Genomic DNA, 21,414 nt, shown 5'->3' with positions numbered 1-21,414 from the left:
GCAGGGAGTTCGACCGACGAGAACGAAGAGTTGAGGCCTAGGCGTAACCCCTGGTGATAACTATATTTCTATAGTCTTGAAATCTAAAATCTGTTCGTCGTACTCCCAGAGCTTTCCCTGCTCAAGATCAAAATAGACTCCTAAAATATTGATTTCTCTTTCTATTAAGGCTTGCTTTACAAAAGGAAAACTATGCAGATTCTCCAAAGAAACTTTTATAGACTCTAGTTCGCAATGGCGACAAAGCGTCTCAGTATCTGCATCTGGAAATTTTTCTAAGACTTGGTTTTTGGCTTTTTCTGCAATCTTCATCCAAAGAGATATAAATGTTGTTTCTTTTTTATTATCAAGAAAAAGGGAGCGAATGCCACCACACTGACGGTGCCCCAGAATTAATATATTTTCTACTTTTAAATTCACAACAGCGAACTCAATCGCTGCACTGACTCCATGGACTCCACCTAGTTTTTCAAAGGGAGGAACCAAATTTGCCACATTTCTAACGATAAACAAATCCCCTGGGGAAGCGGAAGAAATAATTGCAGGATCCACACGTGAATCGCAACAACCAATAATTAAGGTCTTGGGGGTTTGGCCATCAGAAGACAATTTATGATAAATTGAGTTTTCGTTATCAAAGTATTTATCCTTAAATCTTTTAAATCCCGCTAATAATTTAATAATATCTTTTCTAGCCATTTTTCTCTTTAGGTTTTAGAAACTAAATAAATAATTCTTGTAATACTTCCAGCAAAAAAAGTTCCACCAAATACTAAAACAAGAATAAAATTGAAGGCAAAATAAACGATGTCCATTGCTTTTCGTGATTCTAATTGTTTAAATTTACTGATTTCTTTTCTTAATCCAAAAAATAAAATTAAACTACTGAAAATTAAAAACAAAATAGGATAATAGAAGTCCCAGAACATAATTCAACCTTTGTTAATCGTTTAATAATAATCTCTATTCTACTCTGACGAAACGTAGTTCTATCATAAATAGTTTTAAAAGTAGGAACATCATTATTCCCATCGCGCACCTGGTCAGATTCATTCTTCGTCATTGTCTGGTTTAATAATTTATTTAATGGCAGGAATTGCTGGTGAAAAATTGGCTTCAAAAAAAAGATAGTTAAAACCATAAACAAATACCAAAGTGAGGAGTGCTAACACTATAAAAAGACTAAACGTTTGAAGGACAATTTTATTTTTTTCTTCCATCCTGGCTACCTTTAATATGAAGTTGACCCTTAACTCCTAATTATTTATCTTACACTGCATCTTTAATACCTTTTTTAAATAGACAAATTGCTACCACCATAAAAACGTACGCAAAATGCAAGGATGAATTATGAATCAAATTATAGACAAAAAGGAACTCGCAAAAAAAGTATTTCAAGCCTGTTATTTACAAGGAACATTCAAACTAAGATCGGGACAAATTTCCCATGAATATTTTGATAAATACCGTTTCGAATCCCAACCCACCCTTCTTCGCTCCATGGCCTTTCATTTAAAAAATATGATCCCATCAGACACTCAGGCCCTTGCTGGACTTGAAATGGGGGGGATACCCATTGCCACAGCCCTTAGTCTAGAGACTGGACTTCCCGTCGTTTTTGTTCGAAAAACTCCCAAAGAATATGGAACCTGTTTATTCGCTGAAGGCATAGACATTCAGAATAAAAAACTTTGCCTTATCGAAGATGTGATCACGACTGGAGGACAGGTGCTCATTAGCACTCAAGACTTGCGCAACTCAGGGGCTCTAATCGATACGGTTCTTTGTGCCATACTAAGAGGAGAAAAAGAAAATTCAAAATTTAGCGAAGCCAAACTTAAAATTCAAACTCTCTTTACCTCTGACGATCTTAAAAACGCCTAGCTGTAAAAAACCATACTAAATATGAAAAAAAGCAAATGAAGCATTAATTTTTTTGTGTCTAGTTTTTTGTGTCTAAAATAATGACATTACAGGTGACTATTTGTCGCAAAATCCAAAAGCAACAAAATCAAATACTACCTCTATTCTTATAACCAAAATCAAGTTAAAATTCTAAGTATTTTCAAAGTTTTAACTCTGTCCGAGAACTCCTAGAAATGGGTCCAGGTAGTTCCATTGGCTTCCTGCTTGCTGATCTTACTTAATAGAGTGAGGTTTAAAATGAAAGTTTCTTCAACATCTTCAACATCTTCAAAACTTGTATTTTTTGCCTATTTCTCGCTCTTGCTCTTGTTCATTTTCCCAAATTTGGCAACAGCAAACAACTGCAGTAATTTGTATAGAAATTTCCATGACAGAGCGCCACTTCCAAGTAAAGATCCTGTTAATTCTAAAATTATTGGTTTGGAAAACTTACTTCTGGAGATTAAAAAGTTAGATTCTGATTTTGATAAGAAAAGTGATCAATCTGATACTGTCGACGAAATTCTCAGATTACAAAAAGAAAGAAAACAATCCAGACTGAATTCACTTAATTCGCGGCTCTCTAAGGTTCGGGCCGCATTTTCAAAGCCAGAAATTGAAGAATCCTATAATTCTAATAGTAGAGAAAACTTTCTTAAGCGTAAAATGAGTTTAGAAAGACAAATTGAAACGAAAGGAATAGAAATTTCAGATGAGTTACGTCAACTTTCTAATAATTTTAACTTGCATGAATCTCAAAATGGGATCGAACGTAAATCATATAGAAATGAACGACGTAACCTTATAAATCAAGTTCATGCCATTATTGATTCCATTGCAAAAGAAACAACGTTTGATGGAATTTTGAAAATGATGAATGATCCCCAGTTTCTAAAGAACATTGGTATTGAAAGGCAAAGTGTCATTCAAAAAATAATATTGAGTAAGATTAAGACCTCTGACTCCCTTGACCGTCCGGAAGAGTTTTATAATCAGATGCTTACTGATCTTAAACAAATGGCAGCCATTGAAACGTTCGACCAGAAATCTATAGCTCACGTTTTTTTAACTCGTATTATCCAGGATAAAAAACTGAATGACCAATCAACTTCTACTCTTATAAATAGGTTACTCGAAGTCATGCAGAAAATTGATACTTCCTACCTTCTTGGTTCTAATTTTTTCTATACTCAAATAGTCAATTTGTTACAAAATAAATCATGGATCTCATTTGGCGTTTTAATCAATAGAACCGTTAATTCGTTTAAGGAAAAACCCCCTGAAGATTCAACAGTTAATGCCATCTTAAACAATTTAAAGCAGGCTCAGTCATCATCGTTCTCTTTTTTAAAAATAGATCCAATAAATATTCTTGAAGCGGCATTTCGTCGCATCCGAACTTTTCATAGTAATAAGGAAATTCAAAATTCAGAAGTTTATTCTGAATTAACGATCCCGCTTTCATCAAGCGATCTTATCAAAGAAAACATTTTTGAAAATTTACAGGACCCAGAAACTGCGGAATTCACGGTTAATTATCTGGTATCGAGAAAAAACACAACATGGGCTGAGTCGTACTATTCTGTTGTATATCCAACGATTAGTTATCGCGTTGAATCCACCATTGAGTTTTATGAATCCGTATTGAAGGCCCGCTCTCAAGGAACCATCGACCAAAGAAGTCTGGTAATTTATGGACGATTTTTTCAATATCTTCATAAATTCTCTCCATTGGATAATCGCGTCCATCAAGGAAACGATGTCTTTTATTCTAATCAACAGAACTGGCAGAACAGGTATGATCAAATCCGCAATTTTTTTATGAGAAACTCTTTATAACCTATATTTTACTTATTTCTTTCTCTCCGACGACGTAGGCGATCCATGATAAGCAAGGTTCGCCTTTTTCAGTGCGGCTAAACAAACCATTTCCTCGGCCTTTTTTATTGGAGCCTTCCCAATAAATGTAGGTTTTTTTAAATCCAACTTCAGTCATGATTTCGCGAATTTCTGGAATTGACCAAATTCTCCAATCATAGGTAAAAACCTTTTCTATTTTCTTGGATCCCACTTTAAAATGAATGTAAAAAAGAGCCTCGTTACTAACCGGGTCATAGCCTGTTTGATCCCAATAATAGGTAAAATTTTTATGAACTATTTTATCGACAATGGCATCGTGGCATTGCCCTCCGCCAAAAACATCTACTAAAAAAATTCCGTCTTTATTTAGAGATTCATACACACGTTGAAAATATTCTTTAAGCTGAGCTCTTGTTTTAAATAAAAAATAAGAAAAATTCAGTGCTGCCGTCAAATCGGCCTTTGGCAATTCCACTCTGAGCACATCTCCCTCAATTAAATGTAATCTTTTCTGCTGCTCAGGTGATAATTTACGATAATAATTTGCTTTTCCGTATTCCATTGGCTCAGGATCCAAATCAACCCCATAGGCTTGATGGTTTTTATGAAGCTTTACCCACTGACTGGAAAGAGCAAAGGTTCCGCAAAAATCTTCCCTTAAAATTTTGGGTACTTTTCCTTTAATTTCTTTATAGGTATCTCGTAAAAACTCGACGTCGCCTTCTGGAGATTGTACAGCCTTCGTGTATAATTTGTATTTATCAAATACAAGATGGTTTTGTTTTTTCGTGACTCTTTTTTTAGTGCCTGATTCGATCATTTTTTTTCCTAAGGAATTTCATTTATTATTTCAAGTAGAGTATTTTTTATTTCACTTTTCTGTGGGACCGTGGCGTCCTCAAGATTTGGATGCAAACCAATTCCTGGAACATTTTTCGCAGCTATCACCCGAGGCCTAGCCAGTAAGTGATAGAACAGCTCTTGAACCACTCGGTACACAAGATGTTCACCAAAATTGGTGACCTCTGTGTCCTCGTTCACAAAAAGCACTCTCCCTGTTTTAACTACAGATTCTTTTACCATCTGCCAATCATAGGGATATATAGATCTTAAATCGATCACTTCAATCGAAATATTTTCTTGTTTTAACTCATCGGCAATCTCATTACATAAAAGCAAATGCCTGCCGTAGCTCACCAAGGTCAGCCTTTCTCCAGAACGAGTGATCTTGCCTTTTCCGATTGGCACTTCGTAATCTTTTACTTGGGGCCACTGGGGCTTCCATTTAGACCGATCCCCAATGGGTGCGTCAATCATTGCTTTCAACTCTTTTTCAGATGTTGGCTCTCCAGGAATCAGCTCTTCCCCCCGAACTCGCATCAAGGCTTTTGGTTTTAGAAATAAAACAGGATTAGGATCCTTTATCGCTGACAATAATAAGCCATAGGCATCCAAAGGATTTGATGGCATCACCACTTTCCATCCTTGCAGACGGCTGGCCCAGGAATCAAAAGAATGAGAGTGATAAATACTCCCACGTATGCCCGCTCCCACAGGGGTCATCACCACCATAGGTAAGTTGTACTGGCCATTTGTACACCACAAGGTGTTTCCCGCAATTTTTAGCAGATCCATCGTATTAAAAATATAATCGCAAAACTGAATCTCGGCCACACATCGGGATCCTGTCATGGCAATTCCCATAGCCATGCTGATAATGCCTCGTTCATCCAAGGGAGCATTCCAAGCGGTTTTCAATCCTTGGGTTGCCGTAAAAACCCCACCCAATGGAGCTCCTACGTCCTGACCAAAAACATCTTTAAGTTCTAAATTTTTCTCTGCATAATGCAGAGCCATTCGAATAGCTTGAGCCATATTTGCCACTAGAATTTTCTCCAATCTGAATTTTCATTGTTCGCATAAACATGATCCCAGATAGATTCAGCTCTGGGGGCGGCTTCACTCCGAGCTTCCTCAGCCATGGCAACCCCTTCTTCTTCATACTTCTTCCAAATATGGGAAATTTCTTTTTTCGAAATCATGCCTGCATCCAATAATTTTTTTTCAAATTCTTTGATGCAGTCTATTTCATTAGCAATGAAATTAGCACCACTTGCCGAAGAATGACCATAAAGCCTTGAAACCTGAGCTTCGATAAAACTAGGTTTTCCTGTGGATCTAATATAATCCATTTCTTCTTTTAAAGCTAAATAACTTTCAATGGGGTCATTTCCATTTACTACTCTAGATCTGATGTTAAAGGCTTTGGCTCTATCTGCAATTTGAGACTCGCCATGCTGGCCTTCAAAGTTCGTTGAGATTCCCCACCTGTTATTTTGAACTGTGATCAACAAAGGTAATTCTTGATTTTTTCTGGAGGCCCAAATCAGGCAACTCGCAAAGTCACCCTCTGCCGTGCCTGCATCTCCGCCAGAAACAATTGAAATTCTTTTAGTACCAGCTTTTTTCTGCGCATGGGCTGTGCCTAAAGAGATGCTATATTGAACTTCAATCGGAGAGGTCACAGGAGCCACATTCCATTTTGGAAAACAGTAATGTCCTGAAAAATTTCTTCCTCCGGTAGAAGGATCTGTTGCTCTATTCATCATCAAGCGAATCGCTTCTTTCATCTCCATCCCCATGGCCGTCAGGGTCGGAGTGCAGCGATAATGTAGGTGTAAATAATCGTACTTTAGGCCCTGTCCTTTTTGCACTAACAAACCTAAAGGTACGCCCCAAGCCTCTTCGCCTGGTCCACCGATCCAAAAATAAGACTCCCCTGCACGGTAAATCTTTATCAGTCGTTCCTCAAGAACTCTTGATTTAACCATTAACTCATGAATTTGAATCATCAAGGCTGGTGGGAGATTTTTAAGCTTTGAAGTGCTTTTTTTAGACGCCGCCATCAAGGCCTCCTTCAGTCTTATTCTTAAGGAAGCATTGAGGTGATGTCTAGTTAATTCTAGTTGAAAATCGAAACCTATTTACTATTTAGGGTTAAATTCTTACCATTTTCAAGTTGAATCAAATCTAAAAGAACCTGTACTGATTCGTTGATGTCGGCTCTTTTTAAGTATTCTTTGTTTCGTTCGTTTTTAGACAACCTTTTCTTGCTCTTTTTTTTCTCTTTTTCATTTTTATCTTTATCTTTTAAGACTTCAGAAACTTTTATTGTTTTTCCTTTTTCTTTAACTTTTTTTAATTCCTCAATAATTTTTTTAAAATCTGCATTTTTATCAACTCGAGCCTGGGATTGTTCTCTTAAAGATTTAATCCATTCTTCTTTTATTTCTTTCCACGCACCCTCACCTTCGGTCACGTAAGCTTCCTTTGAAATAAAGGGATCCACTTTCTTTGGCGGAAGAGAGTAATCTAATGATTTTTCACCAATCTCATCATTGCTGTAAGGACCAGGTAAAGTCACATCCGCAGAAACCCCTCGATGTTGGGTTGAATTTCCACCCGGAATAAAAAACATCCCCACCGTCACTTTGATAGCCCCCAACTGCCCAGGAATAGGCAACACACTCTGCACAGAGCCTTTCCCAAAAGTATGATCACCACCCACAATCACAGCCCGTTTATAATCTTGCAAAGCCCCGCTCACAATTTCTGAAGCCGAAGCACTGATTCTAGAAGTTAACACCACCATGGGGCCTGCCCAATCAACCATCTTATCCGTATCATCTAATACTTGTTCCGTTCCTTCTACTTTAGAAGATTGTTTAACTACATTTCCTGTTTTAAAAAAAAGTCCGGCAATATTAACAGCGTCATCTAAACTGCCACCACCGTTCATTGATAAATCCAGAACTAAACCATCTACTTTATTTTCACGAGCTTGTTTAAGCAATTTCTTCATATCATCAGCAGCACTCTTACCCCCACGTTTTGAATCTGCATAAAACGAAGGAAGATTGAGCAAACCAATTTTCTTTTTTTGCCCATTTATTTCTTTATCTAAATATTGAATCTGAGCGGCATCATCTTCAAGATTCACTTTGTCCCTAACCAAAGTGATATCTACCCTCTTTTTGCCATCACCTTGTTTTCTCAGAATCGTAAGTCTTACTTTAGTTCCTTTCGTGCCGCGAATCTTTTTGACAACATCTTTTAAATCCATATCGATGACATTATCCATGTCACCTTTTTCTTGACCAACGGCAATGATTTTATCTTGGGGCTCCACCAACCCCGATTTGGCTGCAGCACCTCCAGGAACTAACTGCTCGACAACCGTAAAGCCGTTCTCACTTGAAAGCGTGGCGCCGATACCTTCAAGAGACAAACTCATTTGGATTTGAAAATCTTCCAAAACGTCCTTCGAAAAGAAACTCGAATGTGGATCCAGGGATCTTGCAAAGCTATCCAGAAATCCAGAATACAAATCATCCAAGGATGTTTCCTGCATTCTCTTTACTGCTAAGTCATAATTCTTTTTAACTTTCTCTTTAGCCTCTTCTAGTTTCATATCCGTTGATAAATAATTTGAAACTTGAAAGTGGATGTATTTTTTTAAATACTCGTTAGCTTCATCATTTGTTTTGGCGAATTTCTTTTGTTCTGGATCATAAACAAATTCAGTTTTATCATCAAACTTGTAATCTTTTCCAAGAAATTTTTTGGCAAACTCGGCTCTGTCTTTTACCTTTTTTAGAAGTAAGTTCTGCGCTTCAACTAAAAAATCACATTGATTATTCTTAGTTTTATCAAATACATTTTTCATTAATTCGGCGACAAGATTAGAATCTTCTTGGGTAAAATAAATTTTAGATGGATCTAACTTTTTGATATGTTGATCGACAACTCTTTTCTCTAACTCTTTATCTCTTTTATTATAAGTCACATGATATTTTAGAAAACCATCTTCAATCATTCGAATATATCGGCATTCCATACCCTCTTTTTTTAGGAAAGTGATGGCTCCACTCGCAGGCCCCGTAGGACTTGGTATTTTTTTATCATCTTTTTCTAAATCTTTTTCAACTTGAGACAAAACCATCGTCGAAAAACACACGGTAACAATCCATATTGATAGCAGACGCCTCATTTTATCCCCTTTTAATATTCAAAAATATACCAATTCACTGTCGGATCATTTACTTAATTCTTGATAGATAATAAAGTAATTTCAGGATAAAACATAATCCAAAAGAGAAATATTAAAAACTTCTCGTTAAGACCATTGTCAGAATTTATCATTTGATCTAGATTATTGTTTCACAGGTATTACTTCACAGGTCCGGCAAAGTAAGTTGTTTTTCATTTAATGGAATGGTCTCGGCATTCACGCAATTAATCTCATGCTTAATGAATTGTCCATTTTGAGTTTCAATAACAAAAAAACAAATTTCAGGATAAGTTTTCTTTAAACTGGTCATTTCAGAAATAATCAAAGCTAAATTTTTTGGATCATCATCACTCATGCCAAATCGATGATGGGGATTAAAACCATAGATCTCAAATGCCTTTTCTACACTTTTTCGAATAGCCCTTTGTTTTAACTCAGCCGTAGATAAATCCAAATCATCATCACCTAACTCTTTTCTTATTTGGATATTAGAAACAGGATAAATGCTTAAATAATTCGGCTCTTGAGGAAGCCAACCAGAATCGACAAATTTCTTTATTCCCTTAACAATGGTTTCTGGATGGTGACCTCTGGCCGTGATTATAGAAATGGGACGTTGATTAAAACAGGCATGATAAAAACATTCCCAAGAGGGCCCCTTCCATTCATTATCGGCATAACCTAAAATTTGCGCAACATCCCTTACAAAAATTTGATCGTTATGGCCCAGCCTTTCAAGCTCATGGGCCTCGTGATCTCGAAAATGTTTAAAGGTCCCGGACTGATCACAAAATCTAATTTCATAATTCTTATACTTCCCCGTTTTTCCGATGGTGTGATGAACAGCCGCCCACTCTTGACTCGAAAGTGGTATTTCCACTCCACTTTCCTTATGAAACAAAATGAGTGGCGTCATTAAGCAAGCGATATTGTCATCAAAGTCAAAAAAGTAAAAACTCCTTCCACCCCTGGAATAGTTTCTATCCTGTTCTGGTTCTTTTATGATACTAAACTCAAGTTGGACTCGTTTCATCTGGACGTTTTATAGCACATTTATGTTGTTTTTTACAGATGACTAACGATTTTAGAGACTGTCTATTTTTTTGACATAAAAAATTATCATATCTCTATATTTGATTCTCATAACCATTGCTAACTCACTGCTTATTTATCCATTGGCCTTATTGTTGAATCTATGACTATAAAAAGTGAGGCAACCGATGAAATCAATTATGAGATTTTTAACTTTATCAAATATCTTAAATTATTCTCTTGTTTTTCTGTTTATTTCCTCTAACTCCATGGCTTTAGGTAACCAGCTCTATTCAAATAAGAAAAGACTCTTTAAAGAGTCCAAATTCAATCGATGTTTTTACTATGAGCCCGTGAGGAAATCGGCTAAGTTTGGTTGGCTCAACCAAAGCCAAGCTCAAAAAATTGCAAATATAAAAAGAAAACCCGTTTTTGCTCAAAATAGCCCTTCAGATTTAAGGCGAGTCTTTGTTCCCAAAGACTGGTGCAAAGGAAGCTAATCAAATGAGTTCTGGTAGGAACTCACCTTATTTTTTTTTTCTAATAATTATTTTTTTAGCTGGAAGCTCTTTTTTTGACACTTTAGACTCTTTAATTACCTTGGACTCTTTGGAAACTTTAGCGCCCTTGGAACCATTAATTTCCTTATTTTCCTTAAGGCTTTTTTCAGCTTTAGATGCTTTCTTTGGCTTAACCACTTTTGGAGGTTTTACTTTATCTTTTAAAACCTCAATGGCCATTTCCAGAGTGGCTTTCTCTATTTCTACGTTTTCAGGCAAAGAACCGTTTACTTTACCGACTTTAAAATAGGGACCATAAGGGCCATTAAATATCTGCACTTCTTCATTGGTCACAGGATGTATACCTAGGGATTTTACAGGAGTTTTATTGGCCCCTCGACCCTTTTTGGGGGCATTAACTAATTCAAGAGCCTGTTTCATATCTACTTGAAACATATCCGTGCCTTTTGGAATAGATCTAAAATCTCCATCATGAACAACATAGGGACCAAATCGACCTAAACCTACTTTTATATCTTTCCCTGTTTCTGGATGTGGACCTAAATTTATTGGCAAAGAAAGCAAACTTGTAGCCACTTGCAATGTTACGTTTTCAGGCAAAACATTTGGCGGCAAAGAGGCCCTTTTCGGTTTATCATTTTCCTCAGTAATATTTCCTAACTGAACATAGGGACCAAATCGACCACTTAAAACATAAATAGGTAAACCCGTTACTGGATCTTTGCCTAAACTATCCGCCCCATTAATTTTTTGATCGATCAGTTTTTCTGCCATTTCAGGGGTGATATCGGCTGGGGATTCACTTTCTGGCAAAGAGGCTGAAAATTCCTCGCCATCTCTTTTCGTACTTAAATACGCACCATACCTTCCAACATGAAACGTAAATTTATCCATTCCCTCTAGTTTGATAGTGCGCGCTTCTGTTGGATCAATTTTTTCTGATTGATCTTCAACCTGATGCTTTAAACCTTTATTTCCAAAATATACTTCCTTTAAATATTGTTCCCGATCTAAATCTCCACCAGCAATATTATCAAGCGAAGCTTCCATCCCAGAGGTAAAACCCAAGTCCACATATTCAGGAAAATAGTTTTTTAAAAGTTTTGATACGACCATGGCTGTAAAAGTAGGATAAAGAGCATTGAGCATTTTTTTGACGTAACCACGGTCAATAATAGTACCGATAACACTTGCATAGGTTGACGGCCGACCAATTCCCTCTTTTTCCATTGTCTGAACCAAGCTGGCCTCCGTAAATCTTGCGGGAGGTTTCGTCTCGTGAAAAGTGACTTCTGCTTGAAGTAATTTTAGATTGTCGCCTTTAAGCAATTTGGGAAGACGAACTTCTCTTTCTAATAATTCAGCCTCTGGATCATCTGATCCCTCGACATAAGCCCGAAGAAACCCAGGAAAATCAATCGTCATCCCTGAGGCTGAAAAAAGAGCTTCACCAGCTTTGATTTTACTTGAAACTTGTTTCTGACGACAATCCACCATTTGTGAAGCCATGGTCCTCATCCAAATGAGTTCATAAAGTTTAAATTGCGAGCCCGTCAATTCTGAGGCTTCAGGGTCAACAAATTGGGAACCCGCGGGCCTTATGGCCTCGTGGGCTTCTTGAGCTCCTTTAGATTTTTTTGCATCATAAACCCGAGGCCCTTCTGGCAAATACTCCTTACCATATTTTTTTAAAATGCAATCTCGAGCTGCTAGAATTGCCTCTTGAGAAAGAAAGGGAGAATCTGTTCTCATATAGGTAATAAACCCTTGCTCATAAAGCTTCTGAGCCACTTGCATCGTTTCTCTGGAGCTCAAACCTAGTTTTCTATTTGCCTCTTGCTGCAATGTCGAAGTGATGAAAGGCGCAGATGGTTTTCTTAAGACTGGTTTTTCCTCAATTTCATTGACGATCCAAGGCAAGTTTTTTGATTGAATTGTAATCTCTTTAGCTTTGGCTTCATCGATAACAATAACATTTTTATTTTCAATAAGTTTTCCAGTAAGACCATCAAAGTCTTTACCTATAGCTACTTTTTGATTTTTATATTCGGCTAGTTTGCTCTCAAAAGAAATTCCATTCTTTTCTAATTCGGCCCGAACACCCCAATATTCTGACTTTTTAAATTTGATTCGATCTAACTCTTTTTCCACGATCAAGCGTACAGCAACAGACTGAACTCTTCCCGCCGACAGTCCATAAGCCACTTTTTTCCATAGTAACGGCGATATCGTATATCCCACAAGTCGATCCAACACACGCCGAGCTTCCTGCGCCTTCACTAAATTAAAATCGATCTTACGCGTTTCTTTTAAAGATTTTTGAATAGCTTCTTTGGTGATTTCATTAAAGACCATTCTTTTTGTTGGCACTTTTGGATTTAAAACCTCAACTAAATGCCAGGATATACTTTCTCCCTCTCTATCTTCATCCGTTGCTAGAAATAGCTCGTTGGCCTCTGCTAATTTGTCCTTTAAGTTTTTTACCACCTTGATTTTATCTTTAGGAACACAGTAAAGAGGCTCAAAATTTTTATCCACATTGACACCCAATTGGGCCCATTTTTCTTTTTTAAATTTTTCAGGAATATCTTTGGATGATTGAGGAAGATCTCTAATATGTCCCATACATGATTCAACAATATAATCTTTACCTAAAAACTTTCTTATTGTTTTTGCTTTTGTCGGAGATTCAACAATAACAAGTTTAATACCACTTTTAGACTCTGATTTTGATTGAACCATTCTGTTAAGACCCCTTATCGACGTTGACCTAAGTTAAAAATCTTATTCACTTGACGCAAGTTCTAAATTTGACCTTGCGCTTCAATTCCTAGCTCTTTGCCTAGCTCTTTGCCTAGCTTCAAAAAAATTTCAGCTCTAAAACTAGCTCATTAATTTAAACATATTCCTTTCAATTAATCCTCCTATTTTCTACACTCAATTTATGAAATCCATTTTTGAATTTAAAAAAAGTATTTCGATTTTGTTTACGGATATTGATGACACTCTTACCTTAAATGGAAAATTAAATTCTGAAAGTTATCAAGCCCTCTGGAGATTGCAGGAAAAAAAAATCGATATTATTCCCATAACAGGTCGACCAGCGGGATGGTGTGAAATGATAGCTCGATTTTGGCCTGTAAAGGGAGTGATCGGCGAAAACGGAGCTTTTTATTTTAGTCATCAAGATGGCAAAATGAAGCGCGTTTACTTTAACTCACAAGCCGCTTCAGAAATTCATCTCAAAAAGTTAAAAAAGATTAAAAATGAAATTTTAAAAAAAGTTCCTGGATCTGCAGTTTCTTCTGATCAATTTTGTCGAATGCATGATTTGGCTATCGATTTTTGTGAAGACGTAAAACCTTTAACAAAAAAAAATATAGCATCCATCATTTCGATTTTTGAAAAACACGGAGCCACTGCTAAAGCTAGCAGCATCCATATAAACGGTTGGTTTGGTGAGTTTAATAAGCTAAAGATGGCTTTAAAATTTTTAAAAAATGAGTATTCACTAACTTCTTCCAAAAAAATCCAAGATATTTGTGCCTTCGTCGGGGATTCTCCCAATGATGAGCCCATGTTTGAATATTTTGAAAACTCTTTTGCCGTCAGTAATATAAAAGAATTTCTCAATCAAATAAAAAACCACCCGAACTATCTATCAGAAAAAAAAGGTGGTCTTGGTTTTTCAGAAATTGCAAAGGTGCTAATTAAAAATAAGTAAAATCTCTCCCCATTCAAAAAAAAACCTTTAATGCGAGTTCGAATTGTTATTTTTTCTGTCTTTTCTTGATCATTTTCTTCTTTTTAGAGATTCGTTTTGCCTTGTGCTTAGCACTTTTATTTCTTTTTTTATGTGTCTTTATCTTTGTAATCATAGATTCTCCTTAATTTTATTTTTTTAATTGAGTCAAAGCTGCAAATGGATTGTTAAATGGTTTCTGCGCTGGCTTTCCAGCGTTAACATTTTTATTTTGATAGCTTCCACCACCTGCTTGGGATTTTTCATTTCTTGGTTCATATTTATTCGCGACTTGGTCTTTCTTATGAACATTATTTACTTGAGAGCTTGATGACGGGCTCGGCCTATTTGCCTGAGTCTTAACCATGGGGTTAGGTACGGGCTTATTCATTGGTTTAGGCATCATTTTGGCCATTGGTTTCACCGATGTCTGTCTCTCGAATCTAACTTCAGCAGAAGGTGCCTCTAATTTCATAGTTAAAGCAATTTGATTTTTTTCAACATCGATTTTTAGCACACGAACTTTGACTTGATCCCCCGGATTTACAACCTTCCTTGGATCTTCAATAAACTTATGAGAAAGCTCTGAAATATGAACAAGTCCATCTTGATGAACCCCAATATCAACAAAGGCACCAAAATTAGTCACGTTTGTTACAATTCCTGGACATATCATGTCTTCTTTTAAATCTTTAACTTCAAAAATATCATCCCTGTATTGAAAAACTTTAAAGGGATCCCTTGGATCTCGTCCTGGTTTTTCTAATTCCTTAACGATATCATCAAAAGTGTATTCCCCAACTAGTTTGGCCCACTTCGTTCGATGCTCTAAAAGTTTCTTTGCGCCCTCTCCAATAAGATCACCTGTAGAAACATTCATATCCTGAGCCATATCCTTGATGGCCGCATATCTTTCAGGATGAATTCCTGTAGCGTCTAACAAAATCTTTCCACCCATGATTCTTAAAAATCCGGCAGCCTGCTCATAAACTTTGGAAGAGAACTTGGTCACTTTTAACAATTCAGAACGGTCAGAAAAAAGGCCCTTGGTTTTCCTGTGCTCAACAATATTTTGCGCCAATGAGGGGCCAATCCCTGAAACAAATGAAAGCAATGGCGCAGAGGCCGTATTTAGATCCACTCCAACTGCATTCACACAGGATTCCACAACCGCATCCAAGGATTTCTTCAGATGAGTTTGATTTACATCATGTTGATATTGACCAACGCCAATTGATTTTGGATCTACTTTTACTAGCTCAGCTAATGGATCTTGTAATCTTCTGGCAATACTAATTGCCCCTTTAACGGTCACATCCAAATCTGGAAATTCCTGTCTTGCAACTTCAGATGCAGAGTAAACTGACGCCCCCGATTCATTAACCATGATAACGGGGATATTTTTTCCTAATTCTAATAAAATTTTTCGCAAAAAAGCTTCTGTCTGTCTACCCGCAGTCCCATTTCCAACAGCGATGGCATCAATTTGAATTTGCTTTAGAACTTCAGAAAATAATTTCTTGGCTTTAGATTCTGCATCCTCACCCAAAGTATAGAGAACTGTATGAGAAATAAATGTCCCACTTTTATCAATTAGTGCTACCTTACATCCAGTTCTGAGGCCTGGATCTACACCTAAGACACATCTTGAGCCAAATGGTGAACTCAATAGTAATTTTCTTACATTTTCAGCAAACACCTTAATCGAATCCTCATCAGATTTTTCTTTCAAAGCCCGATGAACTTCATTGGTGATTGATGGAATCACATAGACATTAAGAGCGACCTTTGCACAATTGGCCAAGAAATCGCCAATAGGCGCTTCCGGATTGTTGGTAGAAAAGGAAACATATTTTTTTAACAAGAGTTCATCTTCACCCTTTATATCTAAACTTAGCTCTTCCTCTTGCCAGCCCCTTCTCATTGCCATGTATCTATGTGAATTTTTGGTTTCCAATAAACTTTTTACAAATTCTTCAAACTCCTTATACATTTCGTATTTAGAATGAGGTTTATACCCTTTGGCAGATTTTGAAATAATTTTTCCTAAATCAAAATAATTCTTTTGCACTTGGATTCTTAAATCAGCATCATTGGCAATTTTTTCAACAAGAATATCCTGAGCTCCCTTGAGGGCGTCTTCATAAGTTTGAATTTTTTGACTTGGATTTATAAAAGCCTTGGCTTTCATTTCCATAGTCAAACTATCCTGAATGATCCCATGTCCCACTTCCCAAAGCCAATTTGCTAATGGGTCTAGCCCTGCTTCTCTGGCAATCGTTGCTTTTGTTTTCTTTTTCTTTTTAAAGGGTCTATAGATTTCTTCTAGCTCTCCAAGATCCCACGAAATTTCAATTCTTTTTTTAATTTCTTCAGTTAGATTGCCCTGATCTCCAATTTCCTTAATCAAAAAAGCTTTTCTTTTGATAACCTCTTGGCAAGTTTCACTGGCCTCAATAATGCTCCGTATTTGGACTTCATCCAAATTTCCAGTTTTTTCCTTTCTATATCTTGCGATAAAGGGAACGGTACCACCTTCAGCCGTTAATTCTAAAACGGCCGATGCGGATTTTAAACTTATTGTTGGTAAAAATTTTGCGAAATATCCCTGGAGAGCTTGATCCATAATCTCCTCAAAAATGTAATTGTAAAATAATTATTATTTATGCCGGTACATGATTAAACCATGTGTTGGGTCATAGGGAGAAACCCCAACCGTAACTCTGTCCCCAACAACAACTCGAATGTTAAACCTTCTCATTTTGCCACACAACTTCGCAGAAATCTCAACCTTATTATCTAATAAGATTTTATAAATTCCGCCAGCTAAGGCATCCATAACTCTTCCGTCTACTTGTGCTAAATCATCTTTTGCCATTGATTATTTTCTAGGTGAGTTCTCGTTGAATTGCAACAACCTTTTTTATTCTGGCAAAAATATAATTATTACCAGAATGAATATTAAGATTTATAATTACTTATCAGTATTTTCTTTCCGTCTTTAAATAAAACTTCAAGCCTGTCATTTTCACTTGATAAAATCCATCCCCACCCTAAAATCTTGTGCATTAATGGCTGATTGGACTCAAACACGTCTCTCATATTGTAATCCACAGGCTTGACTGCCTTAAATTTTTCAAACAAATCAGCCCATTTTGCATTTTGATCAATCTCGGCCTTTTCTAACTTTGTAAGCTTAGGCTTTTTAGGCTCTACAATTTTTTTAACTTTTTCTGTTTTGACTTTTTCTGTTTTGACTTTTTCTACTTTGCCAATTTTTAAAAGACTTGATTTGTCAGAATTTACTTTTTGTTCAACGACGGAACTGGCGGGAAGATTTTCCTTATCCAAACTCTTAATCGTATCTTTAGTATCTTTTTTAAGAACTTTTTTAAGTTTTTTATCTTTAACTTGAGTCACCAAATCCTTGTCCGCTTTAAAAGAAACAGACTCCGTTTTTCCCTTTGAAGTTTTAGGTGAAGAAGCCATTTTTCCAGTCTGAAGGTTAGCACCAGGCTTCTTAGAAACCTTCGCGCTTTTTACAGATTTTGAATTACCAACACCTTTCACTGTCCCTTTTTGAGGATTTTTTGTTTTTATGGAGCTCGATTTAGCTCCAACGCTTTGATTTATTTTTTTGACTTTTAATACTTTTTTTACTTTTGATGCTTTTTTGGCCATTAACAGCATCCTCCTTTATTGCAGTTATCAATGACTTTCACTATACTAGCTTGTAAGTACTTGTAACTATTTTAAATTAGTTTACTGCAGAGCAATAGCATAAAAGGATTTTATGAAATGAACATCATCCAACTGACTGAACTTATCAATCTCGATCCCCAAAATTTAATATATGTATCGGGTCCAAAAAGTGGACTCATCTCTGGGGTTTCTATTCCAGAAAATATAGCTAAAAACACCTTGGTTTTTATTTCAAAAGATGAGCACTTACAAAGCTGTATCAAAGAAAAAGCAAGCGTCGTTATTGCCACAAAAACCTTGATTCAAAATGAAAAAGTTTATCCCTTTACTTTATTCTCCGTAAATAATCTTAAAGACAGCATGCGCCTAGTCCTCCCGCTGTTTGACAGCAAGTTAGAAAGATTTAATTTTTCGATCCACTCAACAGCTGTCATTTCTGAATCAGCTCAGCTTGGGAAAAATTGTAAAATTGGCCCTTACTCTGTCATCGGCAACAATGTCATCATCAAAGAGAATGTCATCATTGGCGCTCATTGTATTATTGAAAGCGATTCAAAAGTTGGCTCGAGCAGTATCTTGCATGGTTTTGTCTTTTTGGGTTCTCAGTGTGAAATTGGCTCTAACTGCGAGATTCACCCACACACAACTGTTGGGTCCGATGGCTTTGGATATACTACTGATAGGAATTACCAGCATCACAAAATTCCTCAGCTGGGAAAAGTGATCATCGAAGACAACGTGGAGATTGGGGCCAATTGCTGTTTTGACAGAGCCACCCTTTCGAGAACTCTGATAAAAAAAGGAACCAAAATCGATAACCTCTGTCATATCGCGCACAATTGTACTATCGGAGAAAACTCATTAATTGCCGCAGGTTTTTTTGTCGCAGGCTCCTCAGCCTTAGGTGATAACTTTACTTCCGGAGGCAACAGCGTCGTTTCAACTCATATTAAGATCTGTCCCAATGTGACCTTGGCTGGAAGATCGACAGTCACGAAGGATATCACAGAACCGGGTCAATATGGAGGATACCCTTTACAAAAGCTCAAAGACGCATTAAAAACAATTTCAAGCATTGGCAAGCTCGTTGAAATGCGAAAAACAATCTCAAGTATTTATAAACATTTAAATCTTACCGAAAAAATAGAGGAAACCAAATGACCTACGAATTCTACAAAGTTTTACATTTCTGCGCCTTAATTTTAACCTTCACTTCTCTTATTGGGAGTTTTTCGCTTCGTTATTTTGTGACATCAGAAACTGATTTAACAAAAAATATGACCAAAAAGTTTAGCATGGGTCATGGAATAGGTTTGACCTTAGTTCTTATTTCTGGCTTTGGATTGGCTGCCAGATTAGGTTATTTATCAGACTTTCCAGGATGGATTTACGTAAAAATAGCTCTTTGGCTCATTGCTGGCGGCATGGCAGCACTTATTAAAAGAAAAAAACTGAGCACCTTGATTACTTATCTGATTATTATTTCCTTACCACTGATTGGCTCTATTTTAGCTGTGAATAAATTATTTTAGTCCTAGATTTCTGTTCTAAGGATTAGGGGTCTGTGGGATATCGCTAGCTAATCGAAATCCAAACAACAGGCCATTCCAACTGTTGTAATATTGATCTTTAATTTGATAAAAATCAGGAGAGTCAAATCCTTTAAGAACGACTTTTTCGAAAGGTCGCAGGTTAGAAACCTCGCCCTGACCGAAGTGATTGTAAGTCGCTTCACTAATATTTCCGAACAAATCATACACTGGCTGTCCTTTTACAAAAGTTGGATTCAAAAGACCTACCGGATTAAGCTTTGTTTTGGCCAAATGACCCCTCCAAGTCCATCCAAATGAACCGATAGATCTAATTTTTTTTCCTGAATATAGCTGGTTAAATTCATTGTAATCTAAATTACCTTCGTTTCTTGCAACATATTCCCATTCCGCGACTGTCGGTAATCGATATTTTTTCCCGAAATAATGATTTGGAAATGCCGATGAAAGCTCACTTTGAATATTTTTATTGTTCATTGAAGATAAAGTGTTTAGAGCTTCTAACCAGCCAAAGATCTCCAATTCTGAATGATTTGTGACTGGAAGTCGCTCATCATCCCTATTTACAAAATTTTTAGGGTCCAGATTAAATTCACTTCTTTTTTCAATACTCATATATTCATTTGTTAAATCTGCAACTTTTTTCCACATACCTCGAGTTGTCGGAATTGACATAATCTCAAAAGGTTTTGTAAGGGTCACAGTAACCTGACGGTCACCCGCAACCATTCTAAATGTTTTGTTAACTCGTACACTTACAAACGAAGGATTAAACGCTGAAGGCTGGTTTCCCTTAAAAACTCTTTTAAAAAACTTAACAAGGCCGCCATTAACCTCAGGACTGTCCATTGTTACCATGAAATTTCCAGATGGATTCAATTCATTTTGATTTTTCCCACCATAATTTGCATCATCAGTGTCGGGGTTTTCAAGTGCACCTTTTAGCGCAGCTCCCTGTGCCTGCAGAAATCCTAATCGAGTTTCCGCCACAGCTAATTCAGGAGAAAGTGATCTTAAACTATCTTCCATCTCACTAAAAATTTTACCAGCAGCCTCAATGTTTCTGTGATACGTAAGAATCATTTCAGAAAATTGAATTTGAGCCTCTCTTAAAGATGCCACTACGACATCGGGAAAATTCTTAGTTAATTCTGAATTTTCCTCAAGAAGGTTAAGTATTTCTTTAGCTTTAGCCATTAATTTTATCGAGAGATTGGATGCCGCCGCTTTATGTTTTTCGGCTGAAGTCAACGCTGTTCTTAAGATGGCACTACAAGTACCTAAATTTTCTTGACATCTTCCGAGCTCCTCAGAGAGTGTTTTAATTCTTTTGCTATCCTCTACTTTTTTTTCCAATTCTTTTTGTGTTTCATCAGCAACTTTTTTAAATCTCGATAAAACCATTGGAATCGATTTCAATGCATAAGATACTTTATTCTCCTTACCTTCTTTGCCAATAACTTCAATAATTTTCTTGTACTCGTCAGTTAGGGCCTATACCTCGGCTGAAAGAACATTAGATATTAGATATTCAAGATGTGATTCAGGACTTCTCAAAAGTGCGTCCTTGATTCTAGAACCTACCGATGAATGAGCGTTTTCTTGGCTATAATAAAATTTACAGCCTCTAGTAGATTCAGAAAAAGAAGTCGATACAAAGCTTAAGACGATTATCAGAACGGGAAGTTTTGAAATAATTGGCAAAGTAAAATATTTAGAAAAGGTAGGCATTTTTTTACTCCAGAATGATGGGTCCTCCTAGGGGTATGCCAAAACAGTGCCAAATTTATGGGCTTATGATCATTAAATTGGAAGAATAATGCTCAACAATTATCAAAAAAATAATGTATAAGATGACTTTTGACGGCCATGATTGTCACATGTACGAAGCCTAAACAGGTACGTGCCTCTTTCTTCTTTTTGTGGGGATAGGGGTTTAATTGGATTCAGGGTCATACTTCCATTGCAGGGCAAAACGGCTGTTTAGGTAGCCAACTTTTTGCATTATTTTAAGCTTAAAATACTCCATGT

18 protein-coding genes are annotated in these 21,414 nt (G+C 36.6%); 6 read left to right on the top strand and 12 right to left on the bottom strand.

Annotated elements, in window-relative coordinates:
- Positions 1 to 60 precede the first annotated feature (60 nt).
- A complete protein-coding gene (locus tag J0M15_11065) occupies positions 61 to 699 on the bottom strand; it encodes a carbonic anhydrase (GenBank protein ID MBN8537583.1) in 639 nt (212 codons plus the stop codon).
- Positions 700 to 707: 8 nt separating this feature from the next.
- Positions 708 to 929 carry a hypothetical protein gene (locus tag J0M15_11060; protein MBN8537582.1) on the bottom strand — a complete coding sequence of 74 codons (222 nt, stop codon included), beginning with the start codon at positions 927 to 929 and terminating at the stop codon, positions 708 to 710.
- 433 nt (positions 930 to 1,362) lie between these two features.
- Between J0M15_11060 and pyrE the strand changes: the two genes are divergently transcribed.
- Both pyrE and J0M15_11050 read left to right on the top strand, forming a co-directional pair.
- Positions 1,363 to 1,884 carry an orotate phosphoribosyltransferase gene (gene pyrE, locus J0M15_11055; protein ID MBN8537581.1) on the top strand — a complete coding sequence of 174 codons (522 nt, stop codon included), beginning with the start codon at positions 1,363 to 1,365 and terminating at the stop codon, positions 1,882 to 1,884.
- A gap of 279 nt (positions 1,885 to 2,163) precedes the next feature.
- Positions 2,164 to 3,744 carry a hypothetical protein gene (locus tag J0M15_11050; protein MBN8537580.1) on the top strand — a complete coding sequence of 527 codons (1,581 nt, stop codon included), beginning with the start codon at positions 2,164 to 2,166 and terminating at the stop codon, positions 3,742 to 3,744.
- 1 nt (position 3,745) lies between these two features.
- On the opposite strand, the gene J0M15_11045 is transcribed toward J0M15_11050, so the two are convergent.
- The 5 genes from J0M15_11045 to J0M15_11025 form a co-directional block, all read right to left on the bottom strand.
- Positions 3,746 to 4,585, bottom strand: coding sequence for a class I SAM-dependent methyltransferase (locus tag J0M15_11045; protein MBN8537579.1), 840 nt, complete (start codon positions 4,583 to 4,585; stop codon positions 3,746 to 3,748).
- A gap of 8 nt (positions 4,586 to 4,593) precedes the next feature.
- Positions 4,594 to 5,649 (bottom strand): alpha-ketoacid dehydrogenase subunit beta, encoded by a 1,056-nt coding sequence (locus J0M15_11040; protein ID MBN8537578.1) that lies wholly within the window; start codon positions 5,647 to 5,649, stop codon positions 4,594 to 4,596.
- Positions 5,649 to 6,671, bottom strand: coding sequence for a thiamine pyrophosphate-dependent dehydrogenase E1 component subunit alpha (locus J0M15_11035; protein ID MBN8537577.1), 1,023 nt, complete (start codon positions 6,669 to 6,671; stop codon positions 5,649 to 5,651). Before J0M15_11035 ends, J0M15_11040 begins: the two co-directional genes overlap by 1 nt.
- Positions 6,672 to 6,745: 74 nt before the next feature.
- Positions 6,746 to 8,767 carry a carboxy terminal-processing peptidase gene (locus tag J0M15_11030; protein MBN8537576.1) on the bottom strand — a complete coding sequence of 674 codons (2,022 nt, stop codon included), beginning with the start codon at positions 8,765 to 8,767 and terminating at the stop codon, positions 6,746 to 6,748.
- A gap of 232 nt (positions 8,768 to 8,999) precedes the next feature.
- Positions 9,000 to 9,869 (bottom strand): hypothetical protein, encoded by an 870-nt coding sequence (locus tag J0M15_11025; GenBank protein MBN8537575.1) that lies wholly within the window; start codon positions 9,867 to 9,869, stop codon positions 9,000 to 9,002.
- A gap of 187 nt (positions 9,870 to 10,056) precedes the next feature.
- On the opposite strand from J0M15_11025, the gene J0M15_11020 reads away from it, so the two are divergent.
- Entirely contained in the window at positions 10,057 to 10,368 is a 312-nt protein-coding gene (locus J0M15_11020; GenBank protein MBN8537574.1) for a hypothetical protein, read from the top strand.
- Between the two features lie 27 nt (positions 10,369 to 10,395).
- On the opposite strand, the gene topA is transcribed toward J0M15_11020, so the two are convergent.
- Positions 10,396 to 13,131, bottom strand: coding sequence for a type I DNA topoisomerase (gene topA, locus J0M15_11015; GenBank protein ID MBN8537573.1), 2,736 nt, complete (start codon positions 13,129 to 13,131; stop codon positions 10,396 to 10,398).
- Positions 13,132 to 13,333: 202 nt separating this feature from the next.
- On the opposite strand from topA, the gene J0M15_11010 reads away from it, so the two are divergent.
- Entirely contained in the window at positions 13,334 to 14,113 is a 780-nt protein-coding gene (locus J0M15_11010) for an HAD-IIB family hydrolase (GenBank protein ID MBN8537572.1), read from the top strand.
- Positions 14,114 to 14,282: 169 nt separating this feature from the next.
- On the opposite strand, the gene J0M15_11005 is transcribed toward J0M15_11010, so the two are convergent.
- From J0M15_11005 to J0M15_10995, 3 genes are all read right to left on the bottom strand, one after another.
- Positions 14,283 to 16,757, bottom strand: a complete 2,475-nt coding sequence (locus J0M15_11005) for an RNA-binding transcriptional accessory protein (protein ID MBN8537571.1) — start codon at positions 16,755 to 16,757, stop codon at positions 14,283 to 14,285.
- Between the two features lie 33 nt (positions 16,758 to 16,790).
- A complete protein-coding gene (gene infA / locus J0M15_11000; GenBank protein MBN8537570.1) occupies positions 16,791 to 17,009 on the bottom strand; it encodes a translation initiation factor IF-1 in 219 nt (72 codons plus the stop codon).
- An 83-nt stretch (positions 17,010 to 17,092) separates the two neighbouring features.
- On the bottom strand, positions 17,093 to 17,812 hold the full coding sequence (locus J0M15_10995; GenBank protein ID MBN8537569.1) for a hypothetical protein: 720 nt from the start codon (positions 17,810 to 17,812) through the stop codon (positions 17,093 to 17,095).
- Positions 17,813 to 17,929: 117 nt separating this feature from the next.
- On the opposite strand from J0M15_10995, the gene lpxD reads away from it, so the two are divergent.
- The gene (gene lpxD, locus J0M15_10990; protein ID MBN8537568.1) at positions 17,930 to 18,994 is read left to right on the top strand and encodes a UDP-3-O-(3-hydroxymyristoyl)glucosamine N-acyltransferase; all 1,065 of its coding nucleotides are present in this window, start codon (positions 17,930 to 17,932) and stop codon (positions 18,992 to 18,994) included.
- Positions 18,991 to 19,365, top strand: coding sequence for a hypothetical protein (locus J0M15_10985; protein MBN8537567.1), 375 nt, complete (start codon positions 18,991 to 18,993; stop codon positions 19,363 to 19,365). The genes lpxD and J0M15_10985 overlap by 4 nt, the downstream gene beginning before the upstream one ends.
- A 15-nt stretch (positions 19,366 to 19,380) precedes the next feature.
- Here J0M15_10985 and J0M15_10980 read toward each other — a convergent pair whose 3' ends face one another.
- Complete coding sequence (locus tag J0M15_10980; GenBank protein MBN8537566.1) at positions 19,381 to 20,787, bottom strand: SUMF1/EgtB/PvdO family nonheme iron enzyme; 1,407 nt, start codon at positions 20,785 to 20,787, stop codon at positions 19,381 to 19,383.
- Positions 20,788 to 21,414: the final 627 nt, after the last annotated feature.

Source organism: Deltaproteobacteria bacterium, from assembly GCA_017302835.1.
GTDB lineage: Bacteria > Bdellovibrionota > Bdellovibrionia > Bdellovibrionales > Bdellovibrionaceae > UBA2316.
The sequence above is the reverse complement of the archived record's forward strand: the minus strand, read 5'-3'. Positions and strand labels throughout refer to the sequence as shown.

Excerpts from the sequence above, each read along its gene's own strand:
- J0M15_11030 (MBN8537576.1), bottom strand. The coding sequence starts at position 8,767 with ATGGTTTTGTCTCAAGTTGAAAAAGATTTAGAAAAAGATGATAAAAAA.
- J0M15_10995 (MBN8537569.1), bottom strand. The coding sequence starts at position 17,812 with ATGGCCAAAAAAGCATCAAAAGTAAAAAAAGTATTAAAAGTCAAAAAA.
- J0M15_10980 (MBN8537566.1), bottom strand. The coding sequence starts at position 20,787 with ATGGTTTTATCGAGATTTAAAAAAGTTGCTGATGAAACACAAAAAGAA.
- J0M15_11020 (MBN8537574.1), top strand. The coding sequence starts at position 10,057 with ATGAAATCAATTATGAGATTTTTAACTTTATCAAATATCTTAAATTAT.
- J0M15_11010 (MBN8537572.1), top strand. The coding sequence starts at position 13,334 with ATGAAATCCATTTTTGAATTTAAAAAAAGTATTTCGATTTTGTTTACG.
- J0M15_11025 (MBN8537575.1), bottom strand. The coding sequence starts at position 9,869 with ATGAAACGAGTCCAACTTGAGTTTAGTATCATAAAAGAACCAGAACAG.
- lpxD (MBN8537568.1), top strand. The coding sequence starts at position 17,930 with ATGAACATCATCCAACTGACTGAACTTATCAATCTCGATCCCCAAAAT.
- J0M15_11050 (MBN8537580.1), top strand. The coding sequence starts at position 2,164 with ATGAAAGTTTCTTCAACATCTTCAACATCTTCAAAACTTGTATTTTTT.
- topA (MBN8537573.1), bottom strand. The coding sequence starts at position 13,131 with ATGGTTCAATCAAAATCAGAGTCTAAAAGTGGTATTAAACTTGTTATT.
- infA (MBN8537570.1), bottom strand. The coding sequence starts at position 17,009 with ATGGCAAAAGATGATTTAGCACAAGTAGACGGAAGAGTTATGGATGCC.
- J0M15_11060 (MBN8537582.1), bottom strand. The coding sequence starts at position 929 with ATGTTCTGGGACTTCTATTATCCTATTTTGTTTTTAATTTTCAGTAGT.
- J0M15_11065 (MBN8537583.1), bottom strand. The coding sequence starts at position 699 with ATGGCTAGAAAAGATATTATTAAATTATTAGCGGGATTTAAAAGATTT.
- J0M15_10985 (MBN8537567.1), top strand. The coding sequence starts at position 18,991 with ATGACCTACGAATTCTACAAAGTTTTACATTTCTGCGCCTTAATTTTA.
- J0M15_11035 (MBN8537577.1), bottom strand. The coding sequence starts at position 6,671 with ATGGCGGCGTCTAAAAAAAGCACTTCAAAGCTTAAAAATCTCCCACCA.
- J0M15_11045 (MBN8537579.1), bottom strand. The coding sequence starts at position 4,585 with ATGATCGAATCAGGCACTAAAAAAAGAGTCACGAAAAAACAAAACCAT.
- J0M15_11005 (MBN8537571.1), bottom strand. The coding sequence starts at position 16,757 with ATGGATCAAGCTCTCCAGGGATATTTCGCAAAATTTTTACCAACAATA.